Origin of the sequence: Mesorhizobium tianshanense (assembly GCF_007830515.1) — a bacterium.
GTDB classification, from domain to species: Bacteria; Pseudomonadota; Alphaproteobacteria; order Rhizobiales; family Rhizobiaceae; genus Mesorhizobium; species Mesorhizobium tianshanense.
Map to the genome: position 1 here is coordinate 273,168 of NZ_VLKT01000002.1, position 14,023 is coordinate 287,190.

General features: G+C 61.9%; 19 protein-coding genes. 12 read left to right on the forward strand and 7 right to left on the reverse strand.

Translation table 11 applies throughout. The annotated features are described in order from the left end of the window. Nucleotides 1-2 precede the first annotated feature (2 nt). From IQ26_RS02760 to IQ26_RS02770, 3 genes are read left to right on the forward strand one after another with little or no spacing between them, the layout of a single operon-like run. The gene (locus IQ26_RS02760) at nt 3-1,361 is read left to right on the forward strand and encodes a multicopper oxidase family protein (protein ID WP_145712936.1); all 1,359 of its coding nucleotides are present in this window, start codon (nt 3-5) and stop codon (nt 1,359-1,361) included. A 44-nt stretch (nt 1,362-1,405) separates the two neighbouring features. Next, nucleotides 1,406-1,894, forward strand: coding sequence for a cupredoxin domain-containing protein (locus IQ26_RS02765; RefSeq protein WP_145712939.1), 489 nt, complete (start codon nt 1,406-1,408; stop codon nt 1,892-1,894). Between the two features lie 26 nt (nt 1,895-1,920). Next, entirely contained in the window at nt 1,921-2,205 is a 285-nt protein-coding gene (locus IQ26_RS02770; protein WP_145712942.1) for a copper-binding protein, read from the forward strand. A gap of 66 nt (nt 2,206-2,271) precedes the next feature. On the opposite strand, the gene IQ26_RS02775 is transcribed toward IQ26_RS02770, so the two are convergent. Then, nucleotides 2,272-2,640: a hypothetical protein gene (locus tag IQ26_RS02775; protein ID WP_145712945.1), complete on the reverse strand. Its 369-nt coding sequence runs from the start codon at nt 2,638-2,640 to the stop codon at nt 2,272-2,274. Nucleotides 2,641-2,785: 145 nt separating this feature from the next. Between IQ26_RS02775 and IQ26_RS02780 the strand changes: the two genes are divergently transcribed. Further along, complete coding sequence (locus IQ26_RS02780) at nt 2,786-3,052, forward strand: BrnA antitoxin family protein (protein ID WP_145712948.1); 267 nt, start codon at nt 2,786-2,788, stop codon at nt 3,050-3,052. A 66-nt stretch (nt 3,053-3,118) separates the two neighbouring features. Here the strand turns inward: IQ26_RS02780 and IQ26_RS02785 are convergent, their stop codons facing one another. Continuing rightward, a complete protein-coding gene (locus IQ26_RS02785; RefSeq protein ID WP_162457848.1) occupies nt 3,119-3,649 on the reverse strand; it encodes a Crp/Fnr family transcriptional regulator in 531 nt (176 codons plus the stop codon). A gap of 69 nt (nt 3,650-3,718) precedes the next feature. Between IQ26_RS02785 and IQ26_RS02790 the strand changes: the two genes are divergently transcribed. Further along, nucleotides 3,719-4,291 carry a Spy/CpxP family protein refolding chaperone gene (locus IQ26_RS02790; protein ID WP_240546968.1) on the forward strand — a complete coding sequence of 191 codons (573 nt, stop codon included), beginning with the start codon at nt 3,719-3,721 and terminating at the stop codon, nt 4,289-4,291. 88 nt (nt 4,292-4,379) lie between these two features. After that, the gene (gene dusA, locus IQ26_RS02795) at nt 4,380-5,375 is read left to right on the forward strand and encodes a tRNA dihydrouridine(20/20a) synthase DusA (protein WP_407660278.1); all 996 of its coding nucleotides are present in this window, start codon (nt 4,380-4,382) and stop codon (nt 5,373-5,375) included. Nucleotides 5,376-5,473: 98 nt separating this feature from the next. Here the strand turns inward: dusA and IQ26_RS02800 are convergent, their stop codons facing one another. Then, the gene (locus IQ26_RS02800) at nt 5,474-6,409 is read right to left on the reverse strand and encodes an AraC family transcriptional regulator (protein ID WP_145712954.1); all 936 of its coding nucleotides are present in this window, start codon (nt 6,407-6,409) and stop codon (nt 5,474-5,476) included. A gap of 246 nt (nt 6,410-6,655) precedes the next feature. Here IQ26_RS02800 and IQ26_RS02805 point away from each other — a divergent pair, with 246 nt between their 5' ends. Continuing rightward, the gene (locus IQ26_RS02805; protein ID WP_145712958.1) at nt 6,656-7,399 is read left to right on the forward strand and encodes an SDR family oxidoreductase; all 744 of its coding nucleotides are present in this window, start codon (nt 6,656-6,658) and stop codon (nt 7,397-7,399) included. Between the two features lie 23 nt (nt 7,400-7,422). On the opposite strand, the gene IQ26_RS02810 is transcribed toward IQ26_RS02805, so the two are convergent. After that, nucleotides 7,423-8,127: a TIGR02281 family clan AA aspartic protease gene (locus IQ26_RS02810; protein ID WP_145712962.1), complete on the reverse strand. Its 705-nt coding sequence runs from the start codon at nt 8,125-8,127 to the stop codon at nt 7,423-7,425. 7 nt (nt 8,128-8,134) lie between these two features. Then, a complete protein-coding gene (locus tag IQ26_RS02815) occupies nt 8,135-8,368 on the reverse strand; it encodes a DUF1289 domain-containing protein (RefSeq protein ID WP_145712965.1) in 234 nt (77 codons plus the stop codon). Nucleotides 8,369-8,550: 182 nt separating this feature from the next. On the opposite strand from IQ26_RS02815, the gene IQ26_RS02820 reads away from it, so the two are divergent. Continuing rightward, entirely contained in the window at nt 8,551-9,546 is a 996-nt protein-coding gene (locus tag IQ26_RS02820; RefSeq protein ID WP_145713023.1) for a nicotinate-nucleotide--dimethylbenzimidazole phosphoribosyltransferase, read from the forward strand. A 4-nt stretch (nt 9,547-9,550) separates the two neighbouring features. Here the strand turns inward: IQ26_RS02820 and IQ26_RS02825 are convergent, their stop codons facing one another. Further along, nucleotides 9,551-11,071: a sensor histidine kinase gene (locus IQ26_RS02825; protein ID WP_145712969.1), complete on the reverse strand. Its 1,521-nt coding sequence runs from the start codon at nt 11,069-11,071 to the stop codon at nt 9,551-9,553. Nucleotides 11,072-11,146: 75 nt separating this feature from the next. Between IQ26_RS02825 and IQ26_RS02830 the strand changes: the two genes are divergently transcribed. The 4 genes from IQ26_RS02830 (at nt 11,147) to IQ26_RS02845 (ending at nt 13,665) form a co-directional block, all read left to right on the forward strand. Further along, a complete protein-coding gene (locus IQ26_RS02830; protein ID WP_145712972.1) occupies nt 11,147-11,767 on the forward strand; it encodes a thermonuclease family protein in 621 nt (206 codons plus the stop codon). A gap of 41 nt (nt 11,768-11,808) precedes the next feature. Then, a complete protein-coding gene (locus tag IQ26_RS02835) occupies nt 11,809-12,420 on the forward strand; it encodes a glutathione S-transferase (RefSeq protein ID WP_145712975.1) in 612 nt (203 codons plus the stop codon). Beyond that, nucleotides 12,360-13,055, forward strand: a complete 696-nt coding sequence (locus IQ26_RS02840; protein ID WP_145712979.1) for a uracil-DNA glycosylase family protein — start codon at nt 12,360-12,362, stop codon at nt 13,053-13,055. The genes IQ26_RS02835 and IQ26_RS02840 overlap by 61 nt, the downstream gene beginning before the upstream one ends. Before the next feature lie 118 nt (nt 13,056-13,173). Next, nucleotides 13,174-13,665 carry an Lrp/AsnC family transcriptional regulator gene (locus IQ26_RS02845; protein ID WP_006333679.1) on the forward strand — a complete coding sequence of 164 codons (492 nt, stop codon included), beginning with the start codon at nt 13,174-13,176 and terminating at the stop codon, nt 13,663-13,665. Nucleotides 13,666-13,706: 41 nt separating this feature from the next. Here the strand turns inward: IQ26_RS02845 and IQ26_RS02850 are convergent. Beyond that, the coding region (locus IQ26_RS02850) for a transposase (RefSeq protein WP_208760093.1) at nt 13,707-14,023 on the reverse strand (317 nt) is incomplete at its 5' end.

The following is a 14,023-nucleotide window of genomic DNA, read 5'->3' on the forward strand; positions in this document are numbered from 1 at the left end:
AAATGCTTTCAAGACGTCAGTTGCTAGGCGCGGGAGCTCTGCTCGCCGGCGCCACTGCATGGACCAAAACGTCTGCGATGGGGCTCCCCGACGCTCCAATCATGGAGTCCCCCGACATGCAGCCGCCGATCTTCCCGACGAACGGACCGGACTACCAGCCGGTCGTGACGCTCAACGGCTGGACACTTCCGCATCGCATGAACAACGGCGTGAAGGAGTTCCACCTCGTAGCCGAGCCGGTCGAGCGCGAGTTGTCGCCCGGCACGACTGCCTATCTCTGGGGCTACAACGGTCAATCTCCCGGCCCAACCATAGAGGCGGTCGAGGGCGATCGGGTCCGCATCTTCGTGACAAACAAGTTGCTGGAGCACACGACGATCCATTGGCACGGCATGATCCTGCCCAACGGCATGGACGGCGTGACCGGTCTAACCCAGCCCGGAATCCCTCCCGGCAAGACCTTCGTCTACGAGTTCGACCTCGTGAAGAGCGGCACATTCATGTACCACCCGCACGCCGACGAAATGGTCCAGATGGCCATGGGCATGATGGGCTTCTTCGTCATTCATCCCAAAGACCCGAAATTCATGCGAGTGGACCGCGATTTCGTGTTCCTGCTGAACGCCTTCGACATCGAACCGGGGTCGTACGTCCCGCGCATCATGGAGATGACGGATTTCAATCTCTGGGGCTGGAACAGCCGCGTCTTTCCGGGGATCAGTCATCTTCCAGTGGCGAAAAACGACCGGGTCAGGGTCCGTGTGGGCAACCTGACCATGACCAACCATCCGATCCACATGCATGGCTACGACTTCGAGGTGACCTGCACCGATGGCGGCTGGGTTCGGCCGGAGGCGCGGTGGCCGGAGGTGTCGATCGACATCCCCGTCGGCGCCATGCGGGCATATGAGTTCGAAGCCAAATACGAGGGCGACTGGGCGATCCACTGCCATAAGTCGCACCATACAATGAACGCCATGGGCCACGATGTGCCCACGCTCATCGGCGTCGACAACTCGAAGGTCACCGACAAGATCCGCCGGGTCCAGCCCGAATATATGGCCATGGGTGACCGCGGCATGGCCGACATGGGCGAGATGGAGATGCCACTCCCCGACAACACGATCCCGATGATGAGCGGCTGGGGCCAATTCGGCGCCATCGAGATGGGCGGGATGTTCTCGGTCGTCAAGGTTCGCGAGGGCCTCGCCTCGAACGATTACGCCGATCCGGGCTGGTACCAGCACCCGGAGGGAACCGTGGCTTACGAGTGGAAGGGAGATGTCCCCGCTCCGACGAAATCAGGCGACGCAAAAACGATGGCCCCGGCAACGCACGGCGGTCACGGCAAACAGGGATGAGAACCCGAAACCCCCTCAACCTCAACAATGAGAGAAAGTGCAGCATGAAACGTATAATCGCAGCGGCCGTTTTGATGGCGGCCAGTTCCGGAACAGCTCTTGCCGCGGGAACCCACGCCGGAGGCCATGGCGACAAAGCCGCCGCAATGCCGATCGGCAACCCTGGCGAGGCTGGCAAGGCAAATCGGACCGTCAACATCTCGATGTCGGAAAAGGACGATGGGACGATGTTGTTCCAACCAGCCATGCTCAAGGTGAAGAAGGGTGAGACCGTTCGCCTGAAGTTCGTCAACAAGGGCCAAGTCGACCACGAATTCGTCATGGACGTCCATGACGGGATCATGGAGCACAAGGCGCTGATGGAGAAGTTCCCCGAAATGGAACACGCCGATCCCAACTCGATCCGCCTGGCTCCCGGCGCCAGAGGCGAGATCATTTGGACCTTCGCCAATGCCGGCGAATTCGGTTTCGCCTGTCTGATTCCAGGTCACTACGATTCCGGCATGAAGGGTGACATCAGCGTCGCCAACTGACTGACAAAACCGCAAAGGAAACAATCATGACACCATTGATAAAGGCACTCTCGACACTCGCGCTCGTGCTCGTGCTCGGCGGCAGCGCGCTTGCGCAGGAATACGTGAAGGGCGAAGTCGTCAAGGTCGACGCCAAACAGCAGAAGCTGACGATCAAGCATGAGCCGCTGACCAATCTAGACATGCCCGCGATGACGATGGTGTTCGTCGTCGCGGAGCAGGGCCTGCTCGATAAAGTCAAAACGGGCCAGGCGATCGAGTTCAGAGCCGACCGCGTCAACGGACGCATCACGGTCACCGACATCAAGTGATCCAGGACCGCGGGTTGAAACGTCAATCCGCGGCGCTGTTCTGTCGAGAATGCCAGAGTACCGACGTCAGGATGAAGGGGCTGCGCAGAAAATCATCCAGAGATTTTCTTTCCAGTCGTCATGTGCGGGGCGGCTCAGCGGTATCCTTATGGGATATTTTCGCGTACCCACGCTCACATATGCCGGATAATTACAGCGAACGCGTGCATGATGCCTGCCGGCATCTTCGTACTTGATGACGCCGTTCGCGTCCGTCTCGACGAGGCCAATAGCGACGTCAAAGTCATAATCCCCATACAGCGAAACACGGTTATTCACGACGCTAAGCTGGACCGAGGTGGCATCTGGAAAATTGGCGGTATAAAAGACCAGTTGCTCCGCCGCCATCGAGGGCGTAGCCACCAACACGCCGGCAAAAAATGCGATGGCGCGCATCTCCTCCTCCCGAGGATCCAAGGCGAGAGACTACCATGTCTTGCGTCAATATTCGAATCACTGTTCCCGGCAGTGTGCCGAAGCATTGGGATGCGCATTGCGTTGGATGTCTCCTCCGATACGTTATCTCCAGTCAGGACCAACAATGGCAAATCCTCCACGCCGACCGACAAATCCGATGGCCGCCGCCGAAGCCGCCTTCAAGCCCATCAAGAAGCCGGCCGCACCGGTTCGCGAAACCGCAGCTGTTCCAAATGTCAGAGAGCTTGTTTCAATCAGGATTGATCGGGCTGTCTTGGATTATTTCCAGGCGGACGGACCGGGCTGGCAGGACCGTATCAACGACGCCTTGCGGGCCACGGTCCAGAAACGGATCGCCGCCCAGAACGATCGTTCAGACGACATCACCTAACGGAAACGTGCGCGCTTAGTGATCTTTTCCTGGCGGTATGTGGGAATAGATCATGCCGGCGGCACATCATCGCCGGCGGGCAAGCTCCCGATAAAACGCCTCCGGCGTAACGGCGATTTCCGATGCAACATGATGCCAGCGTCCCTTGGGCGGCAAGACACCGCCGTTGCATGCCTTCCAGGCACTAACTCTCGCCGCGACGGATTTCAGGGATAATATCTCGGCCCGCGCCCGCGTCCGGTGGACCTCGCCCGCCAGGTGTCGTAGCAGTGCGGAGGCCAGCGCTCGATCGTTTTCGAGCACGGCCTTGGCCCTGGTGATCGGCACGGCGCGCACCGTGGATTCCTCAACTGCCAAGGCATCGCAATGGTATCGATCCGCAAACAGCGAAGCCTCGGCCAGGATCGAAGCCGCACTGGCACGCTGCAATGTCAGCTGAAAGCCTTCAGGAAGTGCCCGGACAAGGCGCAGTTCTCCCGCGGTGACCAGGAAGAGCGACAGAACCGGGTCGTCCATACGAAAAAGGACACTGCCGGCAGGGAGAGATTGCTCGCGTTCCGCGAGCTCGAGGAATTGCCCGAAGAGGAGTTCCGACATGATCGCAATCATGTTTCAGTTCCCGCGGCCGTGTCAAACGTCGCAGAAACGAAACGCTGAGATCTCTCGATGAACCGCATCCCTATTGCCGTGCTGTCCCTCATGCTGGCTTTTCTCGCCGTCTCTCACGGGCTGGCGCAACAGCATGGCATCGACCATCACAAGGCCACTGAAGAAAAGGACCAAATCCCTTCGTCTTATTCCGGAATAGAGACGCGCCGCGTGAAGGCGCTCTCCGGCGAGCAGATCGCCGACCTTATGGCGGGACGAGGGATGGGCCTGGCGCTGGCGGCCGAACTCAATTTCTACCCGGGTCCGTCACATGTCCTCGAACTCCGAAATGCTCTTGACCTCACCGACGAACAGGCGTCGCGGACCAAGGCCCTTTTGGATCAGATGAAGGCAGAAACCATCCCGCTCGGAAGACGGATTATCGAGAAAGAGAGCGAATTGGACCGCTTGTTTTCCGAACGGAAGATAACGTCCGTGCACCTCGTCGACATGACAAAAGCCATCGCCGACGTGCAAGGCGAGCTACGGGCAGCGCACCTGCGCTATCATCTCGACATGGCCGAGTTGCTTACCCCTGAGCAGATCGGCCGGTATTCACAACTTCGCGGATACTCTGGACAGGCTGATTGAACAGGGCCTATTGAGGCGGTCAAATGCGGCCGGATCGTGTAGATTTCGACGGGCATTGGACGGGCTGAGGTAGAAAAAAGATAATTAAATGAAGATGGTAGATCACAGACTTGCCGTCGCGCCGATGATGGACTGGACGGACCGGCATTGCCGGTTCTTCCATCGCCAGTTGACGCGCCAAGCGCTGCTCTACACCGAGATGGTCGTGGCCGATGCGGTCATCCAAGGCGCGCGCGAGCGCTTGCTCGGCTTCGATGACGCGGAACATCCGGTCGCGCTGCAGCTCGGCGGCTCCGATCCGCAGAAGCTTGCCGAGGCGGCGCGCATCGGTGAGACCTTCGGCTATGACGAGATCAATCTCAATGTCGGCTGCCCGTCCGACCGCGTCCAGTCGGGTACGTTCGGCGCCTGCCTGATGAAAGCACCGGTTCTAGTCGCCGATTGCGTCGCGGCGATGAAGGCTTCTGTCGGCATCCCCGTCACCGTCAAATGCCGCATCGGCGTCGACGAGCAGGATCCCGAGCCGGCGCTCGATGGGCTGGCGGACGGCGTGTTCGCGGCCGGCGCCGACGCGCTGTGGGTGCACGCCCGCAAGGCGTGGCTGGAAGGGCTGAGCCCGAAGGAAAACCGCGAAATCCCGCCGCTCGACTATAGCCGCGTCTATCGGCTGAAAGCCAGAAAGCCAAACAAATTCATTGGCATAAACGGCGGAATTCAGTCGGTTGAAGAAGCGCTTCAGCATCTCGATCATGTCGACGGCGCCATGCTGGGCCGCGCCGCCTATCATACGCCGGGCATTCTGGCGGGCGTCGACGCCGCGTTTTACGGTGACAAACCCAACGTGTTTGATTTTGCCGCGCTGATCGATGCCATGGCGGACTATGCGGCGCGCCATATCGAGCGGGGCGGGCGGCTTGGCCATGTCACCCGTCACATGGTCGGCTCGTTCCACGGCCTGCCCGGTGCGCGCCGTTACCGGCAGATCCTTTCGACCGATGCGACAAGGCCCGGCGCCGGACCGGATGTGCTGAAGGTGGCTTTCGCTGCAATCGATTTCAGCGGGACGGACGCCGAAGCAGCTTGACTGTTCAATCGCGCAAGATCATGCGGTCGCCGCGCACGACTTCCGCGGTTCGTTCGGAAATCCGGAGGACCGTCGATAGCTGAGGCAAAGCTGAAAAGCTAAGCGGCGCTTGCCCGCTCGCCGCCCCGCATTTCTTCTCTGATCCCGTGTGACATGGATCGAGTGCGCAACGCATCTCGCTTTGGCGGCGCCTTGAACGTGCGGCGATATTCGTGCGTGAATTGCGAGATGCTCTCGTAGCCGACCTCGAACCCAGCGCTGGTTGCCGAAAAGCCCTCATCGAGCATGAGGCGGCGTGCTTCGACCAGGCGAAGCCGCTTCTGGTACTGTCCTGGCGTCAGCGACGTCATGTGCTTGAAATGCTTGTGGAAGGCCGTCAGGCTCATCGCCGCTGCCGCCGCCAAGCGTTCGACGGGAATACGCTCTCGATACTCGGTTCTGAGAATCGCGATGGCCGCCGCGAGGCGGCTCGCATGGCTGTCCGGATCGGCAAGCGACCGCAAGGCTGCGCCGTGCTGGCCGGAGAGAAGCCAATAGTGCAGTTCGTGCATAATTCCGGGGCGCAGGAGCGACGTGGCATCCGGTCGGTCCAGCAAGCGCATCAGGCGCACCGCACAATCCAGAATCGCGGCATTGGTGTCTTCACCAAACAAAGTGCGTGTCTCTGACGGACGCTGCGCACGCACGCTGCTCAACTGCGCGGCGACCTCGCGCAGCGGCGTCATCTCGAGTTCTACCGCCACGGCCAGATAGGGCTCGCGCCGGCTTGCCTGCACGATCCGTCCGACGACCGGCATGTCCGCGCTCACGATCACGGATTGTCCGGCGGAAAAGACTTGCTGCTCCCTGCCCACGGTCATGAGCTTGGCGCCCTGTAGAACCAGACAGACCAGCGGCCGATAGATCGAATGCATGTCGCCAAGCGGTGACTCGACGCACATCATCCGCAGGCCCGGCACCGGCGTCAGCACCAGGCCATCCCGGTTTGCGTGGCGGGCGGCATAGGTGTGAACGGCGTGTTTGAGTGCGTCCATGTAATGTCTCCTGCAACGGGGCGATCCTAGCATGCCGGCAGAGACAAACATCACCTGGGCTGCAGGATCGCGCAAGTTTTGCGCATGCGTTGGCAAGCTGCCGTCCGCGCCGTTCGGTATGAAATGCCCCGACCGAGCAGCCCGCTCGACAGGGAAAGGGAGCCATATGTCTGGACAGAACGAGCTACCGAGACGAGCCGTACTGGCGGCTGTCACCATGGCTCCCGTAGCATGGACCACAGAACGATGAAAATGACAGGAAACACGATCCTCATCACGGGTGGCGGATCCGGGATCGGGCAGGAATTGGCGCTGCGCTTCAATGCGCTTGGAAACACTGTGATCGTTGCGGGACGGCGCAGGGAAGCGCTCGAACAGACGATCGCCGGGCGTGAAGGCATGCGCGCAATGGTCGTCAATATCGAAGATCCGGAAGCAATCACAGCATTTGCCAAGCGCGTAATCGCTGAGTACCCGGCGCTCAACGTGCTCATCAACAATGCCGGCATCATGCGTCGCGAGGATCTGACCAGGACCCGCGACCTTAGCGATGCGGAGGAGACGATCGTCACCAACCTGTTCGGGCCGATCCGCCTCACCAACGCGCTGATCGACCATCTGGCGGCCCGGCAAAACGCCGTGATCGTCAACGTCTCGTCAGGCCTCGCCTTCGTGCCGTTGAGCGGCACGCCGACCTACAACGCCACCAAGGCGGCGATCCATTCCTATACGGTGTCGCTGCGTGAGCAGCTCAGGGGCAGGGTCGAAGTGATCGAGCTCGCGCCGCCCGCGGTTCGCACTGAACTCACGCCCGGCCAATCAACGCGTGACGAGTATATGCCGCTCGATGCGTTCATGGACGAGGTGATGGCGTTGTTCAGTCGTGAGCCGACACCCAAGGAGATCCTGGTGGAGCGCGTCGGCTTCCTGCGCTGGGCGGAACGGGATGGCCGGTTTGATCAAGCGGTCGAGATGCTCAACGCTCACTGAGCGGCGCCAAGCCGCCCGACTGTTCAATCGCGCAAGGTCATGCGGTCGCCGCGCACGTCGAAACCGGACAGTGAGCCGATGAAATTCATGCCGAGCAGGCTCTGGCCGAGCATGCCGGGCGCTGCGATCATGACCGGCATGTCCTTGCGCACGATCCCGCCGATCGCCAATTCGTCGATTCTCACGGCGGCGGCGCGCGCCATGCCGTTTGCGGTGGAAACCGGTATGGTGAAGTCGAGAGCGGCCGAATTGAACCCGGCCGCTTGCGCGTCCTGCGCGGTCAGCACGGTACTGGTTGCGCCGGTATCGACCACGGCCCGGACCGGCGTGCCGTTGACCATGATGCGCGCTTCGAAATGGCCATTGCTGGCCTTGTCCAGGGTCACCGTGGCGTGGCCGTCTTCCAGGCCCAATGCCAGCGGACTGCCGGGAACAAGGCCAGCCGTTACCCGGCTGGCGAAATCCTGCAATTCGTAACGGTACTGATAGCCGGCGATCAGTGCGAGCACGATGACGCCCCAAATGCCGAGGTTTTGCGCCATGGCGCCTAAGGACCGGCCTGATCGAAGCAGGCCAGCTCCGATGAGCGCGACCAATGCGCCAAGCCAGACTAGCCGGCCGAAATCATGATTCTCGAAGCCGAACGTGCTGCCAGCGGAATCGTTGAGCATGAGCAGGGCCACGCCCAACCCGATCGCGATCATCAAAACCCAGAAAAGCCGGTTCATATGTGGCTCATGAGAGAGCGTCGCGTTCGTGCGCCAGGCGGGTGCGGCGGGTTTCCCGGCGCGGTCGCCGCTCGACCGTTTCCAACCGGGCCGGCAGCTCGGCCATGACATTGCGGCGGACCTCAGGAGCCATGTCGATCCAGGCGCCGATTTCCTCGCGTGTGCGACCGCAACCGAAGCAGAAGCCGGTTTTCATATCGATCGAGCAGACCAGGATGCATGGAGAGTCGATGGCCGTCATAATGTTCTCACAGGATTCCGTCAGGAATCCCTTGTCTCGCTTCCACATGGTGCGACGGCAAGGCCAATGCAAGCCCTCCGAAATGCGCCACCGGCAACCGCATTCGCGTCAATGCAGGCAGTTGTGCCGGCCGAGCAGGGCGGCTATGCCGCTCACCAACTCAGGGAATGATCACCAACGACATGACCAGCGCGCTGCCCTTCGACGATTTTCGCAATCTTCTGGCGACCCTGCCGCCGGCCGACACGGCGGCCGAAGCCCGCGTCCGCTCGCTGTTTGCCAAGGCCGACAAGCCCAAAGGTTCACTCGGCCGCATCGAGGACATCGCCGCGTGGCTCGCCGCCTGGAGCGGCCGTGCGCAGCCGGCGGTGAACCGGCCCCTTGTGGCGATCTTCGCCGGCAATCATGGTGTCGCTCGTCACGGCATTTCGCCGCGGCCTGTCGCTGCCACGGCGAACGCGGTCGAGCTTTGCGCGGCCGGGGGTGCTGCGGTCAACCAGATCTGCATCGCCAACGATCTGGGGCTGAAAGTGTTCGATCTTGCGCTGCACATCGCGACCGCCGATATCACCGAGGACGCAGCACTTGATGAGCGTGGCTGCGCCGCCACCATGGCCTTCGGCATGGAAGCGATCGCCGGCGGCACCGATCTGCTTTGCCTTGGCGATCTCGGTGTCGGCAATTCCACCGTCGCCGCCGCCTTGTGTGCGGCGCTGTTCGGCGGCAGTGGCGCCGAATGGGTCGGACCCGGATCGGGCGCGGATGCGGCGATGCAGGCACGGAAGGCCGAGGTGGTCGATGCCGCGCTAGCCTTCCACGGCACAAGCCTGAGGGATCCGCTCGAAGCGCTGCGCCGGGTTGGCGGCCGTGAATTGGCAGCGATCGCCGGCGCCATCCTCGCTGCCCGGATGCAGAAGATTCCGGTGCTGCTCGATGGATTGGTGGCGACCGCCGCCGCCGCCGCGCTGCATGCAGCCAATCCCACCGCGCTCGACCATTGTCTTCTTGCCAGCCTGTCGCCAGAGCCTGCACATGCTCGGGCCGCCGGGCGGGTCGGCCTGCGCCCGCTGCTTGATCTCGGCGTGAGTCACGGCGAGGGGGCAGGGGCGGCCCTTGCCGCAGGCCTGGTCAAGGCGGCGGCGCTCACCAGCTCGGGCATGGCGGCGGCGGTTCGTTAGGCGTCTATCGCCGGCGCGCGGCAACCGTCTTGGTCGGCAGTGCCGGCAATTCCTCCATCACCCGGCTCAACGGGAAGATGGCGATCGCCTCGGTGCCTTCGCGCAGTTTGGAATGGAGCTCGAACTCGCCGCCATGCATGGCGAGCAGGCCCTGGACGATCGGCAGGCCGAGCCCGGTGCCTTGTTCGGCGCTCTTGATGGCGATCGAGCCCTGGCCGAAGGCGGACAGCACGATCGGAATCTCGTCTTCCGGTATGCCCGGGCCATTGTCCTTGACGGAGAGGTATTGGCCGCCGCCCGCAGTCCAGCCGACGCGCACGCGGATTTCACCGCCAGTCCCGGTGAATTTGATGGCATTCGATAGGAGGTTGAGCGCGATCTGTCGCACTGCGCGTTCGTCGGCGAACAGGCGCGGCAAGGCATTTTCGAAATCCTGGACGATACGGATGTCCTTGTTGCGCGCCTTCAGCTCCATCATATGACAGCAATCCTCGACGACGGAGAGCAGCATCATCGGCTCCTCGTTAAGCTGATAGCGGCCCGCCTCGATGCGCGACAGGTCGAGGATTTCGTTGATCAGATCGAGCAGATGCTGACCGGACTCATGGACGTCGCGGGCATAATCGCGATAGGTCGGGTTGCTCATCGGTCCGAGCACTTCGTTCGCCATTACCTCCGAGAAACCGAGAATGGCGTTGAGCGGCGTTCGCAGCTCGTGGCTCATCGAGGCCAAAAACCGCGACTTTGCCAGATTGGCGTCTTCCGCCCGTCGCCGCGCTTCATCCGACATCGATTTCGCCGTCTCCAATTCGGCGATCAGCGCATCCTTTTCGGAACGGAACGAGAGCACCATCAAGGACGCGCGATTGAGGTTGCGCGCCACATAGGCGAAGAAGGGTAGCGAGACGATCAGCAACCCGGCCATGATCAGCTCGACCGGCATCCAGTGCCGCGCACCGGCATAGGCGTAGACCGCCACCGGAACGGCGAAGGTCGACAGCAGCGCACCGCGCAGGGATGATGCTGTGATCGCGGTCGTCGCCATGGCAAGCAGCAGCACCACCGCTTTGATGAGCTGGAACTGATCGACCTGGCAAGCATCGCAACCGAGCCAGGCGAACCAAGCCCAGCCCAGGCCGCAAAGGAAATGGCCTATCAAGAAATCACTGTGCGTATGCAGCGGGTTGAGTTCGGCAGCTTCCGTCCGATCGACGCGCCTGGCCATGAACACGACGATGGCGTAGCAGATGAGTGTAAAGAGCATCCAAACGCCAATTTCCCGACCCACCCCAGCAAACAGGCCCGTCGCCGCGGCTGCCAGGACGAGAAGCGGAACGACGATCGCGTTGCCTGTCATCGCCTGGGCGTGGAGCTTCAAAAGCTCGCGGTCGAAATCGGGGTTGCCCGCCTGCTGCGAAAGACGGTCGCGCGTCTTGCGCACCGCGCGCGCCACATCGCTGTTGCGATGGGGTTTCCTGCGGTCCACAATAAACTTGTCCGCTGTGGTCGAGCGTTGCAAGGGCATGGAGACTTCGATTTATGCGCGCAGCGGTTTCAAAGTGTTAAGCTACGTTCGAATGATTAACCAACGGTTTGCCATATGAGCCGTTCGTGGTCGCGGCGACCGCGGCAGCGATACGTACCGCCGCGGCCGCGAAGCCTGTGGCGCCGGCTGGTGGACTACGCACTGACCGTCATCGTTCTCGGTCTGCTGGTCGTTCTGGCGGCGCGCCTTGACCGGATCGAGACGCGCAGGACGGCGGGGGCCGCCGTCATCAATGACGGTGACACGATCACGCTCGGTACCGAGCGCATCCGCATGCGCGGCATCGACGCACCGGAGTATTCGCAAATCTGCCGCAAGGACGGCGCCGACTATCCTTGCGGCAAACTGGCGCGGCAGTCACTGGTGCGGCTGATATCAGGCAAACCCGTCTCCTGCACCGGCTGGCAGCGCGACCGATACGGCCGGCTGCTTGGCGATTGCAAGGCCGGCGACAAGGATCTCAACCGCGCCCAGGTCGAGGCCGGCTGGGCGGTCGCCTATGGCGATTTCGAAACCGAGGAAGCCGCCGCGCGTTCCGGCAAGGCCGGCATCTGGGCCGGCACTTTCGACGAGCCGCACGATTGGCGCGAGAGCCACGATCGCCAGGCGGTCGAGAGAAAGCACGGCACTTTGGCTTCGATCGGCGATGCCTTGCGAGAAATTTTTCGCTTCTGATGAGGATCGCTATAATTGTTGGAGCAAATCGGGAGAATGGAATGAAGCTGTTCGATGGTGGCCGGGCGCCCAATCCAAGGCGGGTTCGGGTTTTCCTCGCAGAGAAGGGGATCGAGGTTCCGCTGGTGCCCGTCGACATGGGCGCGCTCGGACATAAGCAGGAGCCGGTCAGTTCGCGCAACCCGCTGCAGCGTCTGCCGGTGCTCGAACTCGACGATGGCACCGTCATCACCGAATCCGTCGCCATCTGCCGCTATTTCGAGGAACTGCATCCGGAGCCGGCTTTGTTCGGGCGCGGCGCGCTCGGCAAGGCGCTGGTCGAGATGTGGCAAAGACGCATGGAGCTCAATCTGCTCGGTTGCGTCGCCGCCGCGTTCCGGCACATCCACCCGGCGATGAAAGAGTGGGAGGTTCCGCAAATTCCCGAATGGGGCGAAGCCAACAAGCCTAAGGCCGTCGGATTCCTGAAACTCCTCGACGACGAGTTGGCGGACCGGGAATTCGTCGCCGGCGATGCCTATTCGATCGCCGACATTACCGGGCTGATCGCCATCGACTTCATGAAGCCGGCGCGTATCAAGGTGCCGGAAGACTGCGCCAACGTGCTGCGCTGGCATCAGGCGATTTCCAGCCGGCCGAGCGCCGCCGCCTGAGAATGAGTCCCCCGGGAATGAGCGAAGAGCTGGAAAACTTCGCGGCGAGGGTACGCGGCTGCCGTATCTGCGTCGAAAACCCGGTCGGCCAGCCGTTGCCGCACGAGCCGCGCCCGGTGCTGAGACCCTCGTCGAGCGCCCGCATCCTGATCGCCAGCCAGGCGCCGGGCACCAAAGTGCATATGTCAGGCATGCCGTTCACGGACGCCTCCGGCGATCGGTTGCGAAGCTGGCTGGGCGTCAGCAGCGAGGAATTCTACGATACGACAAAATTCGCCATTGTGCCGATGGGCTTTTGCTTTCCCGGCCAGGATGCCAAGGGCGGCGACCTGCCGCCGCGCCGCGAATGTGCGCCGGCCTGGCGTGCGCCGCTGATAGCGCTGATGCCGCGCATCGACCTAGTGCTGACGATCGGCAGCTATGCGCAATCCTGGCACATGGGCGCTGCGCGCCGGCCCTCGCTGACGGAGACGGTGATGGATTGGCGCGCCATCTGGGATGCGCCCAGCAGCCCGAAAGTGCTGCCGCTGCCGCATCCGTCATGGCGCAACACCGGCTGGCTGAAGCGCAATCCGTGGTTTGAAATGGATTTGCTGCCGTTTCTGAGGGCGGAAATCCGCTATCGCCTCGGCTGAGGCGCGAGCAAGAAATCACTCGCTTTTGCGCCATCCGGCAGAATTTCTTTCTTGTGAACGGCCAAAATAAGAAGGATTATAGCCAATCTATTCCTAGCCATTCCCACGGGAGCGCTCAATGGACCGCCTTGACAGAAAAATCCTCCGCCTCTTGCAGGAGGACGCGACGCTCGCGGTCGCCGATGTCGCCAAGAAAGTCGGGTTGTCGACGACGCCCTGCTGGCGGCGCATCCAGAAGCTCGAGGAGGAAGGCGTCATCAAGCGGCGCGTTGCCATCCTCGATCATGAAAAGGTGAATGTGCGGGTCACCGTATTCGTGTCGATCCGCACGAATTCGCACAGCCATGAATGGCTGCGGCGCTTTTCGGAGGTTATCCAGGAATTTCCGGAAGTGGTCGAGTTCTACCGCATGAGCGGCGACGTCGACTATCTCTTGCGCGTGGTGGTACCCGACATTGCTGCTTACGACGCCTTCTACAAGCGGCTGATCGCCAAGATCGAGATTCGCGACGTGTCGTCTTCGTTCGCCATGGAGCAGATCAAGTACACGACCGAAATGCCGCTGGACTACATGGTTCTTGACAAGGAATCGGGCGCGAACGCCGCCTGAGGTTTCCTTGCTTAGTTCGTCGACCGTGAACAATCCGGGCCCTAAGCGGCGACCGACTTCGGCCGAAGTTGAAGCAGGGCGATCAAGAGCGACAAAAAATCCTTCAGCCACCTGAGCAGGAGGGAGAAGTTGTAGCCGGCGGCGGCCAGGATGGCGTTGAGGGCGTCGCCCTGGCGGCCGGCGAGGTAGTTGCGGCCCATTCTGTGTTCGCTCTTGATGTGGCCGATGACGGGCTCGACCGCCGACCGCCGCCGCATCTGGCGCTTGATGGCTGGGGTGACGCGGCGCTTCTGGCCGGCGGTGAAGACCCTGAACTTGTGGCTCTGCGGTGCGTTGTGGCCGCGATAGCCGGCGTCGG

Bases quoted from the DNA above. Each gene is read 5' to 3' on its own strand.
- IQ26_RS02830 (WP_145712972.1), top strand. From the start codon at position 11,147: ATGAGCCGTTCGTGGTCGCGGCGACCGCGGCAGCGATACGTACCGCCG.
- IQ26_RS02815 (WP_145712965.1), bottom strand. From the start codon at position 8,368: ATGACGGCCATCGACTCTCCATGCATCCTGGTCTGCTCGATCGATATG.
- IQ26_RS02805 (WP_145712958.1), top strand. From the start codon at position 6,656: ATGAAAATGACAGGAAACACGATCCTCATCACGGGTGGCGGATCCGGG.
- IQ26_RS02770 (WP_145712942.1), top strand. From the start codon at position 1,921: ATGACACCATTGATAAAGGCACTCTCGACACTCGCGCTCGTGCTCGTG.
- IQ26_RS02800 (WP_145712954.1), bottom strand. From the start codon at position 6,409: ATGGACGCACTCAAACACGCCGTTCACACCTATGCCGCCCGCCACGCA.
- IQ26_RS02765 (WP_145712939.1), top strand. From the start codon at position 1,406: ATGAAACGTATAATCGCAGCGGCCGTTTTGATGGCGGCCAGTTCCGGA.
- IQ26_RS02835 (WP_145712975.1), top strand. From the start codon at position 11,809: ATGAAGCTGTTCGATGGTGGCCGGGCGCCCAATCCAAGGCGGGTTCGG.
- dusA (WP_407660278.1), top strand. From the start codon at position 4,380: ATGAAGATGGTAGATCACAGACTTGCCGTCGCGCCGATGATGGACTGG.
- IQ26_RS02775 (WP_145712945.1), bottom strand. From the start codon at position 2,640: ATGCGCGCCATCGCATTTTTTGCCGGCGTGTTGGTGGCTACGCCCTCG.
- IQ26_RS02790 (WP_240546968.1), top strand. From the start codon at position 3,719: ATGAACCGCATCCCTATTGCCGTGCTGTCCCTCATGCTGGCTTTTCTC.
- IQ26_RS02780 (WP_145712948.1), top strand. From the start codon at position 2,786: ATGGCAAATCCTCCACGCCGACCGACAAATCCGATGGCCGCCGCCGAA.
- IQ26_RS02760 (WP_145712936.1), top strand. From the start codon at position 3: ATGCTTTCAAGACGTCAGTTGCTAGGCGCGGGAGCTCTGCTCGCCGGC.
- IQ26_RS02820 (WP_145713023.1), top strand. From the start codon at position 8,551: ATGACCAGCGCGCTGCCCTTCGACGATTTTCGCAATCTTCTGGCGACC.
- IQ26_RS02845 (WP_006333679.1), top strand. From the start codon at position 13,174: ATGGACCGCCTTGACAGAAAAATCCTCCGCCTCTTGCAGGAGGACGCG.
- IQ26_RS02810 (WP_145712962.1), bottom strand. From the start codon at position 8,127: ATGAACCGGCTTTTCTGGGTTTTGATGATCGCGATCGGGTTGGGCGTG.
- IQ26_RS02785 (WP_162457848.1), bottom strand. From the start codon at position 3,649: ATGTCGGAACTCCTCTTCGGGCAATTCCTCGAGCTCGCGGAACGCGAG.
- IQ26_RS02825 (WP_145712969.1), bottom strand. From the start codon at position 11,071: ATGCCCTTGCAACGCTCGACCACAGCGGACAAGTTTATTGTGGACCGC.